This is a genomic window from Rhodococcus sp. 66b, assembly GCF_002076325.1.
In the GTDB taxonomy this organism is placed as follows: Bacteria; Actinomycetota; Actinomycetes; order Mycobacteriales; family Mycobacteriaceae; genus Rhodococcus_F; species Rhodococcus_F erythropolis.
The window spans coordinates 89,972-108,282 of the sequence record NZ_MUZB01000011.1 but is presented as its reverse complement, the minus strand read 5'-3'; the positions used below and the strand labels follow the sequence as shown (position 1 = coordinate 108,282).

17 protein-coding genes are annotated in these 18,311 nt (G+C 61.8%); 9 read left to right on the top strand and 8 right to left on the bottom strand.

Annotated features, from left to right (window positions below):
* Positions 1–8: 8 nt before the first annotated feature.
* From B0E55_RS20910 to B0E55_RS20900, 3 genes are read right to left on the bottom strand one after another with little or no spacing between them, the layout of a single operon-like run.
* Complete coding sequence (locus B0E55_RS20910) at positions 9–860, bottom strand: ABC transporter ATP-binding protein (protein ID WP_080910390.1); 852 nt, start codon at positions 858–860, stop codon at positions 9–11.
* The gene (locus tag B0E55_RS20905; protein WP_019748452.1) at positions 857–1,948 is read right to left on the bottom strand and encodes a FecCD family ABC transporter permease; all 1,092 of its coding nucleotides are present in this window, start codon (positions 1,946–1,948) and stop codon (positions 857–859) included. Before B0E55_RS20905 ends, B0E55_RS20910 begins: the two co-directional genes overlap by 4 nt.
* On the bottom strand, positions 1,945–3,405 hold the full coding sequence (locus B0E55_RS20900) for a FecCD family ABC transporter permease (protein ID WP_080910389.1): 1,461 nt from the start codon (positions 3,403–3,405) through the stop codon (positions 1,945–1,947). Before B0E55_RS20900 ends, B0E55_RS20905 begins: the two co-directional genes overlap by 4 nt.
* A gap of 202 nt (positions 3,406–3,607) precedes the next feature.
* On the opposite strand from B0E55_RS20900, the gene B0E55_RS20895 reads away from it, so the two are divergent.
* Both B0E55_RS20895 and B0E55_RS20890 read left to right on the top strand, forming a co-directional pair.
* Positions 3,608–4,390 carry a hypothetical protein gene (locus B0E55_RS20895; RefSeq protein WP_020907762.1) on the top strand — a complete coding sequence of 261 codons (783 nt, stop codon included), beginning with the start codon at positions 3,608–3,610 and terminating at the stop codon, positions 4,388–4,390.
* Between the two features lie 236 nt (positions 4,391–4,626).
* Complete coding sequence (locus tag B0E55_RS20890) at positions 4,627–5,055, top strand: PaaI family thioesterase (RefSeq protein WP_020969625.1); 429 nt, start codon at positions 4,627–4,629, stop codon at positions 5,053–5,055.
* Positions 5,056–5,142: 87 nt separating this feature from the next.
* Here the strand turns inward: B0E55_RS20890 and B0E55_RS20885 are convergent, their stop codons facing one another.
* A complete protein-coding gene (locus B0E55_RS20885) occupies positions 5,143–6,558 on the bottom strand; it encodes an NAD(P)/FAD-dependent oxidoreductase (protein ID WP_019748456.1) in 1,416 nt (471 codons plus the stop codon).
* Positions 6,559–6,968: 410 nt separating this feature from the next.
* On the opposite strand from B0E55_RS20885, the gene B0E55_RS20880 reads away from it, so the two are divergent.
* Complete coding sequence (locus B0E55_RS20880) at positions 6,969–7,766, top strand: ArsR/SmtB family transcription factor (RefSeq protein ID WP_080910388.1); 798 nt, start codon at positions 6,969–6,971, stop codon at positions 7,764–7,766.
* A 421-nt stretch (positions 7,767–8,187) separates the two neighbouring features.
* On the opposite strand, the gene B0E55_RS20875 is transcribed toward B0E55_RS20880, so the two are convergent.
* Positions 8,188–8,481 carry a hypothetical protein gene (locus B0E55_RS20875; RefSeq protein ID WP_080910387.1) on the bottom strand — a complete coding sequence of 98 codons (294 nt, stop codon included), beginning with the start codon at positions 8,479–8,481 and terminating at the stop codon, positions 8,188–8,190.
* A 58-nt stretch (positions 8,482–8,539) separates the two neighbouring features.
* Here B0E55_RS20875 and B0E55_RS20870 point away from each other — a divergent pair, with 58 nt between their 5' ends.
* The 5 genes from B0E55_RS20870 (at position 8,540) to galE (ending at position 13,987) form a co-directional block, all read left to right on the top strand.
* The gene (locus tag B0E55_RS20870) at positions 8,540–10,627 is read left to right on the top strand and encodes a glycosyltransferase (RefSeq protein WP_080910386.1); all 2,088 of its coding nucleotides are present in this window, start codon (positions 8,540–8,542) and stop codon (positions 10,625–10,627) included.
* Positions 10,628–10,688: 61 nt separating this feature from the next.
* On the top strand, positions 10,689–10,961 hold the full coding sequence (locus tag B0E55_RS20865; protein WP_080910385.1) for a PqqD family protein: 273 nt from the start codon (positions 10,689–10,691) through the stop codon (positions 10,959–10,961).
* A gap of 64 nt (positions 10,962–11,025) precedes the next feature.
* Positions 11,026–11,847 carry a hypothetical protein gene (locus B0E55_RS20860; protein ID WP_029255362.1) on the top strand — a complete coding sequence of 274 codons (822 nt, stop codon included), beginning with the start codon at positions 11,026–11,028 and terminating at the stop codon, positions 11,845–11,847.
* Positions 11,826–12,956, top strand: coding sequence for a nucleotidyltransferase family protein (locus B0E55_RS20855; protein ID WP_080910384.1), 1,131 nt, complete (start codon positions 11,826–11,828; stop codon positions 12,954–12,956). The genes B0E55_RS20860 and B0E55_RS20855 overlap by 22 nt, the downstream gene beginning before the upstream one ends.
* Complete coding sequence (gene galE / locus B0E55_RS20850) at positions 12,953–13,987, top strand: UDP-glucose 4-epimerase GalE (RefSeq protein ID WP_080910383.1); 1,035 nt, start codon at positions 12,953–12,955, stop codon at positions 13,985–13,987. Before B0E55_RS20855 ends, galE begins: the two co-directional genes overlap by 4 nt.
* On the opposite strand, the gene B0E55_RS20845 is transcribed toward galE, so the two are convergent.
* Complete coding sequence (locus tag B0E55_RS20845; protein ID WP_080910382.1) at positions 13,959–14,942, bottom strand: hypothetical protein; 984 nt, start codon at positions 14,940–14,942, stop codon at positions 13,959–13,961. The two genes, galE and B0E55_RS20845, sit on opposite strands and share 29 nt — an antisense overlap.
* A 489-nt stretch (positions 14,943–15,431) precedes the next feature.
* On the opposite strand from B0E55_RS20845, the gene B0E55_RS20840 reads away from it, so the two are divergent.
* Complete coding sequence (locus B0E55_RS20840; protein WP_080910445.1) at positions 15,432–16,565, top strand: GGDEF domain-containing protein; 1,134 nt, start codon at positions 15,432–15,434, stop codon at positions 16,563–16,565.
* Here the strand turns inward: B0E55_RS20840 and B0E55_RS20835 are convergent.
* Together B0E55_RS20835 and B0E55_RS20830 are read right to left on the bottom strand one after the other, a co-directional pair.
* Positions 16,554–17,027, bottom strand: coding sequence for a DUF5709 domain-containing protein (locus tag B0E55_RS20835; protein ID WP_080910381.1), 474 nt, complete (start codon positions 17,025–17,027; stop codon positions 16,554–16,556). The two genes, B0E55_RS20840 and B0E55_RS20835, sit on opposite strands and share 12 nt — an antisense overlap.
* A 73-nt stretch (positions 17,028–17,100) precedes the next feature.
* Positions 17,101–18,276 (bottom strand): lipase, encoded by a 1,176-nt coding sequence (locus tag B0E55_RS20830; RefSeq protein WP_021344275.1) that lies wholly within the window; start codon positions 18,274–18,276, stop codon positions 17,101–17,103.
* Positions 18,277–18,311: the final 35 nt, after the last annotated feature.

Genomic DNA, 18,311 nt, shown 5'->3' with positions numbered 1-18,311 from the left:
CGCGATCGTCACTCAGGCTTTGCCGGCCCGCCGACGGCACCGAACACGTGCCGGGTTCCGATCGGAACGATCAGCGGCCGATCCGAGACGGGATCGTCGATGACCGCAGCTTCGAGACCGAACACCTCGAGCAGAAGTTCCGCGGAAATGATGTCCTTGGGGACACCAGAAGCGACGACGGCGCCGTCGCGCATCACGATCAGATGATCGCTGTATCTGACCGCGAGATTGAGGTCGTGCAGAACCATCACCACGGTGCGCCCCATTTCCTCGTGGAGTTGATCCACCAGGTCGAGGACTTCCATCGAGTGTGCGAGGTCCAGATAGGTAGTCGGTTCGTCGAGAAGCAGGATGTCGGTTCCCTGGGCGAGAGCCATCGAGATCCAGGCTCGCTGACGCTGACCGCCGGACAATTGATCGACGGGCCGATCGGCGAGATCCGAGACACCGGTCAGCTCGAGCGCTTCGGCTACCTCGCCCTCGTCGTCCGCGGACCACTGCCTGATCCACGACTGGTGCGGGTGGCGCCCACGTGAGACCAAATCGGCGACGGTGAGCCCTTCCGGCGCAACCGGAGTCTGGGGGAGCATTCCGAGCACCCGCGCGACTTCCTTGGTCTTCATCGAACTGATCGCCTTGCCGTCGAGGATGACCGATCCACCCTTTGGCTTGAGCAGACGACCGAGCGCGCGCAAGAGCGTCGACTTGCCGCAACCGTTGGGTCCGATGACCGTCGTGATCACGCCGGTGGGGATCTCGAGATCGAGTCCGTCGACGATGATGCGATCCCCGTACCCGAGCGTCAGATTCTGCGCGACGAGACGCGAAGGAGCATCGGTGGACTGGGCGATGGTGGTCATGCTGTGACCTTCCGATTGTTACGAACCAACAGGTAGAGCAGGAACGGGCCGCCCAGTGCGGAAGTCACGATTCCGACGGGGAGTTCCACAGGCAGAATTGTTCGAGCGATGACGTCGCTGCCTACCACCAGTACAGCACCGGTCAGTGCGGAAGCCACGATGGGCGGGCCGGCGGAGCGCACCAGACGCATGGCGACCTGTGGCGCAGCCAGGGCGACAAAGCCGACCGGACCTGCTGCTGCGGTCGCGATGGCGGCCAGTGCCACGGCGGAAAGCAACAACTTGGCCTGTGATGATTGCAAGCGAACACCGAGTGAGGTTGCGTTGTCGTCGCCCAACCGAAGTGCTCCCATGGTGAACGATGCGATCACCGCGTAGCCGCCGACTACTGCGACGGCGATTGCGACCGGCCACATCTGATTCCAGGTGGCACCGTTGAGTGAACCGTTGAGCCACACCTGTGCGCGAGAAGCGTCGTTGATGTCCGCCGAGATGAGGAGCCATCCCGTCGCTGCCACCAGCATGGCGTTGATGCCGATACCGATCAGGATGAGGCGGAACCCCTCGACGCCCTTGCGCCACGCCAAGGCGTAGATCACCACTGCTGTCAGTAGGCCGCCGCAGAGCGCAGCCAACGGAATCCCCAGTGTGGCAAGCAGTCCCACGAACGAGCCACCCCCGCCGAGTACGATGAGTGCCACTGCGGCGGCACTCGATCCAGCCGTGATTCCGAGGATGTCGGGGCTGGCGAGGGCATTGCGCGCAATCGTCTGGGTGACCGCACCGGCAATGCCGAGTGCCATACCGATGAAGAGCGCGGTGAGCGACCGAGGAAGTCGAAGGTCGAAGACGATCAGGTTCTGTGTCTTGCTGCCATTGCCGAGCAGGACCGAAATGACATCGGGGATCGAGATCGGATAGTCGCCCCGCCCGATGTTGATGCAAAGCAGAAGGAACAGCGCAACTGCGAGGGCAATGCTCACCGACACCGCGAGTGGGCGGTAGACCAGCGAGAATCCACCGAGGCGGATCGACTTACGTGAGGGGACGGTCCGGGGGAGTACCCGGAGTTCCTGCTTGAGCGTCACAGACTTGCCAACTTCCTGCGGCGTACGAGAGCGATGAAGAACGGAGCGCCGAACAGGGCCAAGATGATGCCGACCTGCAACTCACCAGGGCGCACGACCACGCGGCCGATGATGTCCGCGGTGATCAACATGACCGCGCCGAGTAAGCCCGCGTACGGGACCAGCCAGCGGTAGTCGGGTCCGGTGATGGCCCGGGCCACGTGAGGGACCACCAAACCGATGAACGCGATCGGACCACACGCCGCGGTGGCGGCGCCGGTCAGCAGGGTGATCGCGACGATGCCGAGTGTGCGACTGAACGCGATGTTCGTTCCCAAGGCTTTTGCGACGTCTTCACCCAAGCTGAGGACGTTGAGCCCCGGCGTACTTGCCAAGGCGATGACCAATCCGAGTATCAGGAAAGGCAGGACCTGCCAGAGGACGTCGAACCCGCGACCGGACACCGACCCGACAACCCAGAAACGGTAGGCGTCCAGGCTCGTCTGGTCGAGGATTATCACGGCGTTGGTCATGGCTTGCAGGAAGAACGCGACGGCTGCGCCCGCCAGAGCCAGACTCAGAGGACTTGCGCCGCCGTTTCCGATGGAAGACAAGCCGAAAACGACGATGCTGGCGACGAAGGATCCTGCGAACGCGAACCAGAGGTACTGACTCGGCGCCGTAAAGCCGAAGAGGTAGATCGCCATGACCACGAAGAACGCCGCGCCTGCGTTGAGGCCGAGTAGACCGGCATCCGCCAACGGGTTGCGCGTGTGTCCCTGAATCAAGGCACCGGCGATACCGAGTGCAATTCCGACAACAAGACCCAAAATCGTTCGTGGGGCGCGCAACGTCCGCACGATGATGTCCGTTTGAGTTCCGTCCGAATTGAAGAGCGCGTGGAAGATCTCGGCGAACGTCAGTGGACGAGCACCCACCGCGATACTCGCGAGCATCACGAGCGCGAGCAGCACGGTGAGGACCGCGAGTCCGATCAGGCGGCGCCGGCGAGTTGCACCGACACTGTTGTCGCGTGCGAGTTCTTCGAAGCCCTCGTCGCGGGCCGTGCTTTCTCGGACCACCTCGATGCCGCTTCGGTCGAACGGTCTGCGCAGAGCCCGGCGGACACCGATGGGCTGTTTGGTGGTCGCGTCACGCGTGACCAGGCCAACCCATCCCTTCCCCGAGGTCCGACCGGTTGCCCCCTCACGGAATCCGAGGTTCCACACAAGGAGACCGACGGCGATGGCTATTGCTGTCCCGCCGAAGACTGCTCGATCGGCCTCGCCGCCACCGTTTTCGTCACGGAGCGACTGGACGATGTACCAGCCGACGATCAACGGAAGTAGGAACACCGCCGCGTCGAAAAGTCCAGCCAGGACACGCATTCGGACAGGAGCGGGGCCGCGCGGCACGATGCGCCGTCCGTACGTCTCGCTGGGTCCTCGGGGATGTCCGTTCCCGAGAGATTTGATCATCGTCACTGGCGGTTCGAGCTCCTGGTCTTGGTGCGCAGGGAATTCGCATCTTAGGTTACGGAACCCTATGCGGGTGCGCTTCCTGCGGGGGACGTTCCTGTGAATATGCGGTGCCCAGCGTCACAGTTCTTTACTCTTGAATTATGGTGAGGCTAACCTACATTAAGAACCACAAGACAACTTCGGCCGATTGGAGTGCACGGTGACCATCACCTTGACCACCCAGCATGCGGATGTTCGTGAATTCGAACTCCGGTCGAACGCATTGAGCCGCACCAGCGTTCGCCTACGAGCACTCAACCCTGACTATCCGCGCGTCTACGCGGTTGCCGCCATGGCGGGCGAAGGTAAACGGCGTTGGTGGCAACTGAGCGAGGGCCTGTGCGGGGATCGGGTGCATCAGATGTTCGCCCGTTCACTTCAAGATCTCGACAGCGCCGAAGCTGCGGCGATCCAGGTTGCCACGTCACTTATTCATGCCGTGGTCGGCAGGGTGGCCGCGTCGATCGTCTCCGAGGGGTCCGCATGGGACCCGGGGCTCGAGAACCTGTTCATCCACATGGACAGCGACGGCGGGATCGACTGGGCCGGCGTGGTCGACGAAACGCTGCGCGTTGCGCCCAACGGACGGGAGTCCGGCAGTGACGGCGTCGTCGACATGCCGTGTGAAGAAGCGCTCCTTGTCTGGACCGCGCACCGTTGCCTGACTTCACTCCGAGCCATTTATGACGCCGTCGCCAGGTGTGCGCCCGTCGACCAGTTCAGATTCTGGGGCCTGGTAGGGGAGTCGATCCTGGGTGCAGCGGCCTACGTCCCCATCTTGGCCGGTGAGGGCGAATCGGCCGCTCAGCGTCGAGGGCAGGGACTGCTGGACGCCTTTGTGGCCGCCGGGCTGCCGGTTCGTGCGCGCCGCAAGGTCTCGCTACGCCCTCGTTGGAACCAGTTCGACGAAGGGCTTGCTAAATTAGGTCAGCCTTGCCTATGATTGTGGAACACCTCGCAGAGAGCTACACGACGCGAGAGTGACGAAACTGCCGGACCGCGCCGGAGTCCTGAGGGCTGCAGAGACTCCCGGTCCTTCCCACGGCGGGTTTCCCATCGAATGATGGGAAACCCGCCGGTTCTTTTTCCAGACCTGATTCCAAGCTCGAGTTACCTCTCGTGTAATCAGGTAGGGAGTGGCAGCCACACCGGCGCCAGAGAATCACAGATGGAGATGGCATGGTCGACACTGCTGAGACCGCAGAGATGATGAAACGGCTCGGGACGGGCTTCGACGCCACCATCGGCCTGGAATACACCGAACTGAGCCCAGACCGTGTGAGGGCGCAATGGACGGTCAAGCCCACGCTGCACCAGCCCGCCGGGATACAGCACGGGGGTGTGTACTGCTCGGTGGTGGAGTCTCTCGCCAGCGTCGGTGGCACCGTGTGGCTGGGCGAGCGAGGACACGTAGTCGGAGTCAACAACAACACCGACTTCCTGCGCGCAACGCGGGAGGGCACTCTCACCGCTGAAGCCACCCCGATTCATCGCGGACGCACCCAGCAACTCTGGGAAGTTCGCATCACCGACGAGAACGGCCGACTCGTTTCCAAGGGGCAGGTTCGCCTCGCGAACATCACCGAGGTGGCGAAGATCGGAAACTGACCACGCGGCAGTCGATCAAATGACGAAGGGCGGCTGTGGAGTTGAACTCCACAGCCGCCCTTCGTTATTCGCCCAGGTGCTGATCGATCAGCCGGCGGCCTTCTGCTGCTTGCCGGCAGCCTTCTTGGCTTCGCCATTCGAAGTGCTGCCGGACTCCGTCGCTTCCTTGTTCTTCTTCTCCAACTCGCCCATCGCGTTTCGCGCGAAGACCTGCTGCTCGGTGGACGCCATCTGAGCACGGCCACGCCCGAAGAACGTCACTGCCCACGACAAGAGCGTCGAGGCGCGTGAACGGAATCCGACGAGGTACAGGAGGTGAATTGCCAACCAGGCAACCCACCCGATGAAGCCGCTGATCTCGAGCTTGCCCACCTTGGCTACCGCGCTGAAGCGCGAGATCGTCGCCATACTGCCCTTGTCGAAGTACTTGAACGGAACTCGTTCCGACGGGGACTTTCCATCCAGTGACGCTTTGATCTGTTTGGCCGCATACTTGCCGCCCTGCATGGCGACCTGAGCCAGTCCTGGAAGCTTGTCGAGCGACATCATGTCGCCGATGACAAAGACGTTGGGGTGTCCGGGAAGCGACAGGTCAGGATTGACCATCACTCGGCCGGCGCGATCGGTTTCTCCGCCGCTTTGCTCTGCAAGCTGCTTGCCGAGGGGGCTGGCCTGCACGCCGGCGGACCAGACCTTGCACTGTGACTCGATGCGGCGAAGCGTGCCGTCCTTTTCCTTGATGATCAGACCGTCGTTGTCGACGTCGGTGACCATTGCGTCGAGCTGGATCTCGACGCCGAGCTTCTCGAGCGTCTCGGCAGCTTTGCGGCTGAGCTTCCCGCCGTACACGGGCAACACGGCAGGGGCGCCGTCGAGGAGCACGACGCGCGCTTCACGAGGATCGATCTTGCGGAAGGCGCCGTCCAGCGTACGACGGGAAAGCTCGGCGATCTGCCCGGCCAACTCCACCCCGGTGGGGCCGGCGCCGACCACGACGAAGGTGAGCAAGCGCGCGCGCTCGGCGGGATCGTCCGACAGTTCGGCCTGTTCGAAGGCCCCGAGGATTCGTCCGCGCAGTTCGAGGGCGTCGTCGATCGTTTTCATTCCGGGGGCGAACTCCGCGAACTGATCGTTGCCGAAGTACGACTGACCGGCACCTGCCGCCACGATCAGACTGTCGAACGGCGTAACCGTGACGCGTTCGAGCAGACGCGAGGTCACGGTCTGATTCTCGAGATCAATGGTCTCGACCTCACCGAGCAGCACCTGGGCGTTCTTCTGCTTGCGCAGCACCAGTCTCGTGGCGGGAGCGATGTCACCGACCGAGAGGATGCCGGTCGCAACCTGATAGAGGAGCGGCTGAAACAGATGGTGGGTTGTACGCGCGATCATCGTGATGTCGGCATCGGCTTTTTTGAGAGCCTGAGTGCCGAACAATCCTCCGAAGCCGGAACCGATCACCACTACGCGGTGGCGGTGCGGTTCAACCGACTGGATGCTCATTCCGTACTCCTCGAGTTCTAGGCGACAGTCCTACGGTAGTCCCACCGCGGCCGAGCTTCTCTGCGAGCAGTCCGACGCGCGCCGGTGTGTCCGAATCGATCAAGCAGCCTCCGGCGGCGATCACCCCGAGACGCGTGTCATCCTCGCGCCGGGGGTGTTCACCACTTGGTCGAGGTGTCAGCTACTGGCGGACCGACAAAATGAACAGTGCGATGCACCCGCCGACGAAAACCAGGATCGACAGAGCCACCGAGGCATACCCGACACCCACTCCAATTGCTGCCCAGTCCATGTGCTCAACCTCTCTTACGGTGTGATCCGGGATTCAGATCACATCTGCCTGAAGACATCACACCCTATTTATCCCTACTTCCGAAACCCGGCACGCCCAACCATTGACATGCAAGCAAATGCTTGCATATCGTGAAGTTGTGAACGACCGGATGAATGCAGCCTTCAAAGCACTTGCCGATCCCACGCGAAGACTTCTGCTGGACCGCCTGTTCGTAGCCAACGGGCAGTCGCTCGGTGAGCTGTGCGAGAGCCTCGACATGAGTCGCCAAGCTGTCACGCAACACCTCACGGCGCTCGAGGATGCAAATCTGATCAGCACGGTGCGGCAGGGGAGAACGAAACTTCACTATCTCAATCCCGTTGCGCTCGAGGAGATTCGAGAGCGATGGATCAACAAGTTCGAGGTACCGCGCCTGCATGCGCTCAGTGCCGTCAAAAAACTCGCGGAGGAAGCCATGACCGACAAGCCCAGTTTTGTATATGTCACCTACATCGCCAGTACGGCCGAGAACGTCTGGAAAGCACTCACGGACGCGGGGGCCACTGCAGAGTATTGGGGACACAGCAACGTCTCCGACTGGCAGCCGGGATCGACGTGGGAGCACCGCCGGATCGACGGTTCGAACATCGCGGATGTAGTCGGCACCGTAGTCGAAAGCAGCCCACCGTCCAGGTTGGTCACCACCTGGGCTGATCCGAACGGTGAATCGGGCGTCGATATCTCGCGGGTGAGTTTCGACATCGAAGCCTTCGGCGCGATCGTGCGATTGACCGTCAAGCACACCGATTTGGCGGACGAATCGGCTCGCATGGAGGTAGCGGGCGGATGGTCGGCGGTGCTGTCGAATCTGAAGTCCTACCTCGAGACCGGAAATACTCTTCCGGTGGCGCCGTGGGAGATGCCGGTCGGTTGACGGTTGTCGACCGGGACAAACGAGTCCCCTGAACAGGAGGAGATCGCCGTACTTCTGTCCGAACAGTCGGCGCAGTCCGGACTCGAATTCGCATACCCGTCAAATATCGGCGCGTTCAGTCTGTAAAGTTGCCGGAAGGATGCTAGCGTTTTGCCCGACATCGAGTGAGGACGACCTCGTCTCGGACGCATGGGAGAAACACTATGGGCGGCGACGCTTTTCAGAATGTTCCGGTTGATCGACGCAAGTTCGTCAAGACAGTTCTGGCGGCCTCGGCGGTAACTGTTCCGGTCGTGACGTCGATCAGCCTCGGTGGTGCGGCACCGGCCTTCGCAGCCGGTGACACGCCGAACCTCTCCGGAGCTCCTACTCGTGGCCAGCAGAATCCGAATCAACCAGGCGGCGAGCAACCAGGCGGGAATCAGCCCGGTGGTAATACTCCGGGAGGGAACCAGCCGGGCGGAAACGAGCCGGGCAACCCCGGATCGTCGGGAAGTTCGGGATCGTCAGGAAGTTCGGGTAGTTCCGGGAGTTCGGGATCGTCTGGAAGTTCCACAGGTTCCGGATCAACCGGTAGCTCGTCAGGTTCGGGTGGAACGACTACCGCCAAGCCCACCGGGCCGACGGAGCCGACAGAGCCGACCGTCCCAACTGTGCCGACCACTCGCACCGAGCCGACGTTCCCAACCAGCCCGACCAAGCCGACAGATCCCACGGAACCTGTGTAACCGACGTAATCGATACAACGCCACGGGTTCCCAGGGAGCACACCGATGCCCGAGTTCGACGACGCCCTGCACCGCGCTCTGAAGCCTCTTCAGAGCGCGGTGCCAGTACAGGTGAAAGAAACGCCGCCGCACGGAGAATCTGCCGACCTCACCATTGCAATCGCGACCTACGACGATTTCGACGGCGCATACTTCACGATCCACTCGATCTTGGTCCATCATCGCGAGATTCTGGACAGAGTCGAATTCGTCTTGTTGGACAACAACCCCGAGGGGTTGCCGGCGCCGATGCTCGAATCGTTTGCCGGTTACATCGATCGGTTCCGCTACATCCCGTTCACCGACGTTCGATCGACTGCGGTGCGGGACGTCCTGTTCCGCAAGGCCACCGGAAAGTATGTCCTGGTCCTCGACTCCCACGTGATCCTGGCACCGGGATCGTTGTCGGCGTTGCTGGCGTATTTCGATGCAAATCCGGAAACTGACGATCTGATCCAGGGACCGATGCTCTCCCAGGATTCCTCGCACATCGCGGCCACCCACATGGACCCCAAGTGGCGCAACGGAATGTTCGGCTCCTGGGGGGTTGATCCGCGAGCGAAGCAACACCCGGACGTGCCTTTCGAGATCATCATGCAGGGCCTCGGCTCATTTGCCTGCAGGCGTGAGGCGTGGCCGGGATTGAACTCGCACTTCACCGGATTCGGCGGTGAGGAGGGATACATCCACGAGAAGTTCCGGATCAACGGCGGAAAGGTCGTCTGCCTTCCGACATTTGGTTGGCACCATCGATTCGAGCGCCCGGCGGGTGTCCCGTATCGAATAAATTGGGAAGATCGCGTTCACAATTACCTGCTCGGTTGGAGTGAGGTCGGATGGGATCTCGACTCACTCCATCGTCAGTTCTCCAGGTACCTCGGTGATTCGTATCCCGAGATTCGTCGCCGTGCCGAACTGAGCGTCCAGCGACCCGAGTTGGTCTTCGGCGGGGTGATCGTTCTCAGCGACGACGGCCGAGTAGCTCCGTGGCGTTCATGCCTGGCGGAGGCCGAGTCGATCGAACTGACCGTTCACCGTGCCATTCCGGCGGAGGACGACGGTCCGGATGGGTGGAGGACGGCCTCAGCGTTCGTCGCCGGACTCGACAAGGCGATTCTGCTGGGCTGGAAGTCGGTGGTCTTCCTGGACGAGGCTCGCGTGATCGAACCCGCGGTTATGTACAAGCTGCGGAACATAACAGACGACCTCCCCGCCGAAGCCGATGCGGCCGTCATCCACGCACACGGCGAAGACCTGGTCGGGGCTGCACTGATTGTTCGCGCCGCGGCATACCGAACCTTGCGAGACGAACTCTCTCGGAGCATGGACGGACCCGTGCGGTCCGACTTTTCACTGGCGACCTATCTGCTCGAGCGGGGCGCAGTCGACGTTGTGCTCGATCGCCCACTGTCGCCTGCCCGAGTAGGGGGAGAACCCACCCCGGCTGTCGAGGATTCGAAGTCGGACCTCGGTGTTGTCGTCGTGAATCTTGACCTCGATATCGACAGATGGAAGGCGTCCTGGCATCGATTCATTCGCTTACCGCGCGTAACAGCGGTGGAGAGAGAATCAGCTTTCGAGGACGTGATGAATCAGGAAGCGGCCTTTGCCGTCTCGTGGCGTCGCGCGGTTTCTCGGGCGACCGAGAAGAGCTGGGATTCGGTCCTCATTGCAGCTGACGACGTGAGTTTGCTGGATGCGGCTGCGTCGATCCTGGACCACGCACGCGAAGACCTCGATCACCGCGATTGGGATGTCGTCCAACTCGGACACGACGCGAAATCGGGCGACGGAGCGCTGATCGACGGTTCGGCGCTCTTGCGCACCAGTCCGGAGAACCGTGGAGTTCACGCCGTCCTCGTTCATTCGCGCGCCTTCGAACGAATTCTGGACGCGATTGCGGATCCGGAGGTAGACCCCGAAGCATTCGAAAAATGGACGGGCCACTACCAAACTTTGGGCAACTACCTGGTGGATGCGAACGCCGGGGGAGCGCTCACGTGTCTGACGCTCGCACCCGGCATCGCCTCCACACGCAGCCTGATTCGTTCGGGCGCAATCGAATCCGAATACTCACGACGCTTCTCGCTCTGACACCACCCCAAACGCAAATAGCTCAACACGAATATCGGACTGGTTGGAACAAGGAGATATCTTGACGGAACTACTCGAAGACGCGAGGCCTCAGCGCTCACAGACGGTGGAGAGCAATGATCTCACCGACGGTGTCGTGCTGTACGACAGTTCCAGCGACGTTGCCCATCACCTCAACCCCGTCGCGACTTTGGTGTGGGAACTGTGTGACGGCCGGACCGTCAGTGACATCGTCCAGGCGGTGTCGGAGGTACTCGAGATCCCTGACCATGACGCGGAGTCGGTGGTCAGCGAGACCTATGGACAGCTGAGCGCCTCGCGTCTGCTGGTGTGAGAATCCCGTGACAGGCAGCCACGTACCACAATTCCGAACGCACTACCTATGGGTTGATGCGATCGTGCGCGGCCCTGCCATACCCGAACTCGGTGTCATCGAGCATCGAATTGCCAGCCCCTGGCCTGCGGACCACAACATCGAAGTTCGGATTCAGCGGAATCGATCGACGTTCGGTCGCTGGGACGCCACCATCGACTCGACCATCGGAGGCAGAAAGGAACCGCTGATCGGTCTCGACGGACTCCACCTCGCGGAGAACGTTTACCGCACTGTGCACCGGGATGTCATGACGGCCGCAGATACCGAACTGTGGACACGCCTGCATGCCGCTCTGGTCGACTGCAACGGTGTGAGAGTGGCGATCGCCGGGCACTCCGGGGCGGGTAAAACCACCTTGGCGCTTGCCCTTGCCTTACGGGGTGCACAACTGCGAGCTGACGAAGGGGTCTTCATTCGCGGTACCGAAGCGGTGGGCTTGCCGCGCCGGGTCCACCTGAAAGCCGGTACGTTCGACGTTCTCCCGGACATCAAGGCGCACGATTCGCTGTATCTCCCGTATACCCCTTCGGTGTGGGCACTGGACCCGTCGACATTGCCCGCTACTCCCAACGTCGATTCGGCGGTTCGCGGAATCGATCTGGTGCTGATTCTCGATAAATGGGACGGGGGTCCTACTCGTGTCGCGCCGATGCCCGCACCCCAGGCGATACAGTCGCTGGCCGAGCAATCCGCTCTGTGGTCCGACAATCACGGACTGACCCTGAGAAACATCGCTGCCCTGCTCTCGAATGCCCCGTGCTACAGAATGATCCGGCACCACGGCGACACCGGCGCCGACACCGTGGAGGAACTGGTGGCGTCATGCGTGACACCCGGTACCTGATTTCCATGTTGGAACCCGAGCGCGGGGCCGACGTCATCCGTTCGTGTTCGCAGCGGGATTGGCCGCGAGTCATCGACGCCGCTGCCAGGCACAAGGTGCTGCCGCTGCTGGCCGCCCGCGCAGTCGATGCCGGCTTCGCATCGGTCCTGCCGGCGAGTTTCGCCGAAATGCTGTCGGAATCCGCAGCTAGCGCGTCGAGTCCGGAATTGACGCTGAGCCTTGTCCATCACCGAAACGCGCTTCGTATCGCGGACCTCGATGCGCAGCGCGTAGAACTGCAAGAGTTGTTACACAGCAGCGGATTTCCGACTGTCGCGCTGAAAGGTGCTGCTCTTCTCGAGCGAAGAATCTGGCCGAACCCGGCGGCACGACGGATGACGGACATCGACCTCTTGGTCGTAGATCCCGCACACGCCGTTCCAGCCAACGACGCGATCATCGACTTCGGCTATCGAATGGTTCGCCCGGACGAGGTGGCAGGGGATTCCATCGATCACGACGATCATCAGGAACCAGCGCTCCTTCGCGACGACCGTCACGGCTCCGTCGAAATCCACTCACACTTGCTTCCGCGGTTTGCCCGTCACGCGTTGACCCGCGAGTCCGCGGTCCGAGGACTCAGCGCAGAGACCGAAGGATCCAGACTTGCCCTTGCCGATGTCACGCTTCATGTCATCGCTCACGCGCGGCTTGCCGATCGCGCCTTGATTCGCGCTGATCTGGCGTTGAACAGCGTCTTCGACGTGGGGTACCTGTTCGACTCCGAGCCGTCACTCCCGGCGATGCTCGCGCGACGCCGATTGCCGCGCGATGTCCGTCGCGCGGTGAACGTCCACTGGGCTGCGGTGGAATCGATCTTCGGAGTGAATACCGGGGTGACGACTACGTCGGCGCGTTGGTGGTGGCAATGCACGCTGTGGTTGGCCGATCGCCCACGTCTGCACTCGCTCTACCGCGATCTGGTCATGGTGCCGCTCTTTCTCGACCGTGATCGGCTTTCCATCCGGGACGGGCGCGACCTACGTGGATGGGACTTGGCACGCTCACGCGTATCCCACTTCGTCCGTCGTGCGAGGGCTGCCGTCGAAGATGCCGGGGGAGCAGCGTGAAAGTACTGATCACCGGCGGAGCGGGATTCATCGGAAGCACCGTGGCGTCGAAGTGCGTCGACGCCGGGATCGATGTCGTGATTCTCGACAACCTGCTGACCGGCCGTGCCGAATTTGCGCACAGATGCCCGTTCTACTGCGGCGACATCGCGGACGAGAAACTGCTCGACAGGATATTCGCAGATCATCCCGATATCGTTGGCACAGTTCACTGTGCGGCCTTGATCGTGGTCGGAGATTCCGTGAGTAGCCCGGCGCGGTACTACGAGAACAACGTATCCAAGTCACTGACACTGGTATCGAGTGTCCTTCGGAACGGCTGTGAGCGCTTCTTGTTCAGTTCCTCTGCTGCGGTGTACGCGCCGAGCGACGGTGGGTGTGTCGACGAACATTGGCGGATCGCACCGCAGAGTCCCTACGCGCACAGCAAGGCTCAGTTCGAAACGATGCTTGACGACATCGTGGCGGCCACAGGATTATCGGCAATATCTCTACGCTACTTCAACCCTGTCGGGGCAGACCCGGAGCTGCGAAGCGGACCAGCGTCGGCGCGCCCGACCCACGCACTCGGAAAGCTGTTCGAATCATATTCGACAGGAACGCCTTTCAGGGTTACGGGGACGGATTGGCCGACGCGCGACGGATCGGGAGTGCGTGACTACGTTCACGTCTGGGACCTTGCAGACGCTCATGTTCGAGCACTCGAAAGGTTCGACCGGGTCACCGCTGATTCATCACGCATGACTGTGGTCAACTTGGGCAGCGGGCGGGGGACGACGGTGTGGGAATTGGTACACACATTCGAGAACGTGCTCGGCGAAGACGTCGACGTGGTCGCTGCCGACCGACGCACCGGTGACACTGCCGGCGCCTATGCGTCGAACGATCGTGCGTTACGACTACTCGGGTGGGTTCCGACGTTCACCTTGGAACAGGGGATCGAGGACACTGCACGGTGGCTGGCCGTACGGGCGCACCTGCTGAATTCTGCGCCGCTGAGCGTCAGCTTGGTGGCTCGCCCTCGACGGTGATGTTGTTGCTTCGTAGCCAGAATGTGGCGTCCGGATCCCACCCGGCGAGCACGGTGGCCCCCGAGTTGGCCGACAACGGGATCGCGATGCCTGGCGTGGTCAGATAGGCCATCAAGGTCAAGTGGATGGCGTCGTAATCTGCGGCGACCGAAACCCAGTCCGGAATGAACCAGTCACGGTATTCACCGGTCGTGTCGTACCAAACGAAGCGACGTGAAGCGGGCACTGGCAGGGGATAGGTATCGACCAGATTCGCCCAGTCCTGCGGACCGGTGATCTCGTAGATGCGGGGCGCGCCGTAGATCCTTACCGGCTGCACCCGCGCCTCGTTCGAGGAGCTGTCTTCTTCGAGAAACACCCCGAGGGCCCCGATACCGTCGCGGGCCCTGGTTGTTTCGGTTGTGCCGTTGGCAAAAGGGGTAGACCACCATTCGCCTCCGATGTTACGGTCCGGATCTTCGATCTGGTATTCCAGAAACCGGCGTTCGGTATCGAGTGCCTCATCGCGCCACTGTTCGAGGCCGTCCTTCGTGGGGTAAATCCGCAGGGGTAGGCCCGACCAGCCGTAAATGGGGTTTCGCTTTTCAACCAGATTCTGGTTCAGGCGGTCGATCGGCTCGGTCCACCATGCGGTGTGTGGCGAGTCGAGTAGTGCTCCGGCAATCGGTCGCAGCGCCGCTGCGACATCCGGCCGGACGAAGATCAGGTCTTCTTCGTCCGGCGGCTCCCAATAGCGTGCGCAATCTACGGCATACGCAAGACAGTGCAGAATCTCGAGTTCGGACATCTCGGCGATTGCCCGGATATCAACAGCGCCGAGAACTTCGAGCGCATGTTCCGGCGATTGAGGCCAGTGTCCACCGGAGTTGCTTGCGCTGGCGCGGCACGCGTGCCCGACGTTCGCACAGAAGCGACGGCCACGTGGTGAACCGAGGACGAGTGCAACGGAATCCATGTGGGTAAAGCTAGCGGACAGGCTGACGGGGGACGTTCGAATAACCATTACTTGACATAATGTAGATTATCGGCAAATTGTCGACCTGGCGATATCGGCTCCTGATCCGTTTCCTGCGTCGTCGATCCGTAGATGTATCTGTCGACCATTCGCGTGCTTCCGCCCTGGACCGCTGGACGCATTGTGTGAGCTGATCATCTTGGCGTGCCCGTCGTCGGACAATCAATCGTCGATCGCCGTCCGACCCCGGCCGGCCACCGAGCAACCCTGCCGCTCAGGTGTCCAGGCCGCGCGGCAGGCCGCCTGACGCGGGTTGATGTTGATGGATGAGTCTCGCCCACTCCCAGCCACCCCGCCCCCAATTCGTCACTGTGACGTATTGGGGGCGGGGTGGCTGGGAGCGGGTGCAGTTCCATTGTCATCGCCACGGACTACTATCGCCGCATGTGTTCTATTTCGACCGGCCGCTTCGAATGATCAGTGGCCGCGATGAGTGACACACCCAAGGCCGTGCACCGCTGGCTTGCAGTGCCAGACCAGTTCGACCGATTCACGCGATTCTTGCGCGACAACGGAATTCTGATGCCGACTCGGATAGGCATCGGCATATTGGTCTTCCTCCTGGGAGTCACGATTCTGCTGAAGCGACTAGGCACCCATTCGGTGCAGACCATCGGATTTCCGTTGGACGTCATGATCGCAGTGCTCGTGATGATCGGCGGAACAGCGCTGCCGTTCACTGCGACGACCCGGGAACGGTCGTACCTTTTCGTCATCGCGGGCGACCTCGCTGTCGCGGTGATCGTGCTGGCGGAGGCCGATCCGGATCAAAGGCTGTTGGGGTGCCTCGTCTTCGGACTCGTCGGCTCGTACATAGCGTTCTTTCACAATCTTCGAGCGCAGCTGTGGCACCTGCTGTTTTCCGGGGCGGTCATCGTTATCGCCAGCATTGGCGTGTTCACCGATGTACCTTCCGGCCTGTCAGACGTCCTGGGACGCATTGCCTTTGCCATCCCTGTCATCACCGTCATACCGGTCGTCACGCAGATTGCTCTGGCGCTCCTGAGCAACGACGCTCAAAGCTCCGAACTCGATCCGTTGACGGACCTGCTGAATCGGCGCGGACTCTCACGGCGGACTTCCGAACTCCTGCAAGCGAAATCCAGCCTCGACCAGTCCTTGCTGGTGGTGGTGATCGACATCGACAATTTCAAACACTTCAACGACACCTACGGTCACGACGTCGGCGACCGCGTCATCCTGCGCACGGCGTATCGACTCCACGACTGGGCCAGATCGGACGCAGCGATCGCTCGTATCGGCGGTGACGAGTTCGTCGTCGTTCAGATCATGCCGTTGCCGTACGTCGGCGACTTGCTCGCACGGATCGCCCCCATCATGAACTCCCCTACGGGCGAACCACTCTCGACGACAAGCATCGGCATAGCCATACACAACGGCGGCTGGCCAGACGTGCAAGCAGCAGAAAGTGGCGTTCACGATCTACATCGCCTAGCCGATTCGGCGATGTACGAAAGCAAGAGGATGGGTGGAAATCACGTCCACTCCATCGTTCTCACCGATCAACAGCCACAACAGTCAGGCGGTCGGTCAGTCGTCTGATTCTTCGATCAGATGCATCGCGGCTTCCTCCGCCGACGCTGCGCCGCCGTCGATTCCGACGTCTCCGGCAATGAGTTCGCTTTCCTCGTCCTCGTATCGGCCCTCGTCTTCGGCAACGAGACGCCCGACGCGGCGATCTCCGACTTCGTCACCGTTCGGGAATTCTTCTTCCCGTTCGAATTCGTCGGCATCTGCCGGATCCTTCAGGGGATCTCCCAGTGACGCGTACGGATCAGGTTCTTCCTCGGCCAGGCGCTCGTCGAGGGTCTCCCCCGCCGATTCTTCACTGCCGGTCAACCCGTGAGCGTCCAGGCCCAATGGGCGTTCCGGTGGTGAGATTCCCTCGTCGAGAATGTCGTCCACGCCTCGATCGATCAGGGTGTCTTCGGGTTGAAGCTGGTCGTCGGGATCGAGACTGTAATCGCCATTGCCGGCCGCGCCGGTGTCATCCGTGTCGCTCATACGATCAACGATGCCACGGGCACACCGAGTTGGCCATGTGCCGCGCCTGCTCGATACATCACTCCGGAGACATTCAGCACGAACGCGGGGCCGGCACTCCGTCGAACCGGTCCTGCAGGTACTCGAACGCGGTGGGCAGACCGAGGACCGCAGTGGTGAGGTGGTCCGGGCTGGGGAACAGCTGAGATTGAACCGTGGCTCCGGCGGCGCAGTACCGAGAAATCGTGTTGACCACCGAATCGATGGGGATAAGGACGTCGTCGGGCGTGTGCCATTCGAATACCGGGGCAGTCGGCACACCCGGATAGAGCTCGACGCTGTTGTCGTCCATAACCTTTCGCACTTCGGGGCTGGACAACAGGGAAGTCGACGTCGACACCTGGGAAGCGCTGCGTCCTGCGCCAACTCTCAGGATGTCGTTGGTGCACGCGTTGGTGAGTTCGGTCCGCATCGACCGACCGAGGTCATTGAGTTGGTTGCTCAGCGGAAGGAGGTCGGGGTACTCGCGTTCGAGGCCCATTGCTGCGGCGAAGGCGAGGCCGAATGCCGGGTGCGGATCCTGTCCGAGGCCGTTGGCCATCTTGGACAGATTCATCGGAACGCCGCCCTCGGCTACACCGACGAGGTTGACCTCGGGTGCGTAGCTCGGGGCCAGTGCGGCCGCCCACGCGGTGGCCATGCCGCCGCCGGAGTAACCGGCAATACCGACTGGGCTGGCGCCACTACGCAATTCGGGGATTTTCTGAACGGCGCGGATACCGTCGAGCGTGATCTGTCCGCCCAGGCGCGCGGCGCCGTAGGCGCTGTTGGGTCCGAGATGGTCAGGAAGGGCAATGGTCCATCCACGTTGAAGCGCGACGTTGAGGATGGGCGCTTCACGGATGACGATGTTGGGATCCGATGCGTAAAGCGCGCGAGATGGCGCACATCCCGTTCCGAGTGCGTTGACGATGTGCTGATAGGAGAGCAACGGGCCGTCTTGCGCTTGATTCGGCGGGACCAGGATCGTGCTGACCGCGGCGATCGGCTTGTTCTCGGAGTTCGTGGACCTGTAACTGACCTGCCAGATCGCGACGCCGGGAAAGGTCATCAGGTCAGGGGCCCGGCGCACAGAGATAGGCGTGCCGGCGGTCCCCTCGGCCGCTGCTTGCGAATAGAACGGGTCCGGGTCCGGCGCCGGATATGCGGGATCTGCTTGTGCAGTCCACCCGGAGAGAAGTGCGGCAGTCAGTGCAGCAGCAGTCAGCATCGATCCGGTAAACACGCGTCTGGTTCGCAGTTTCA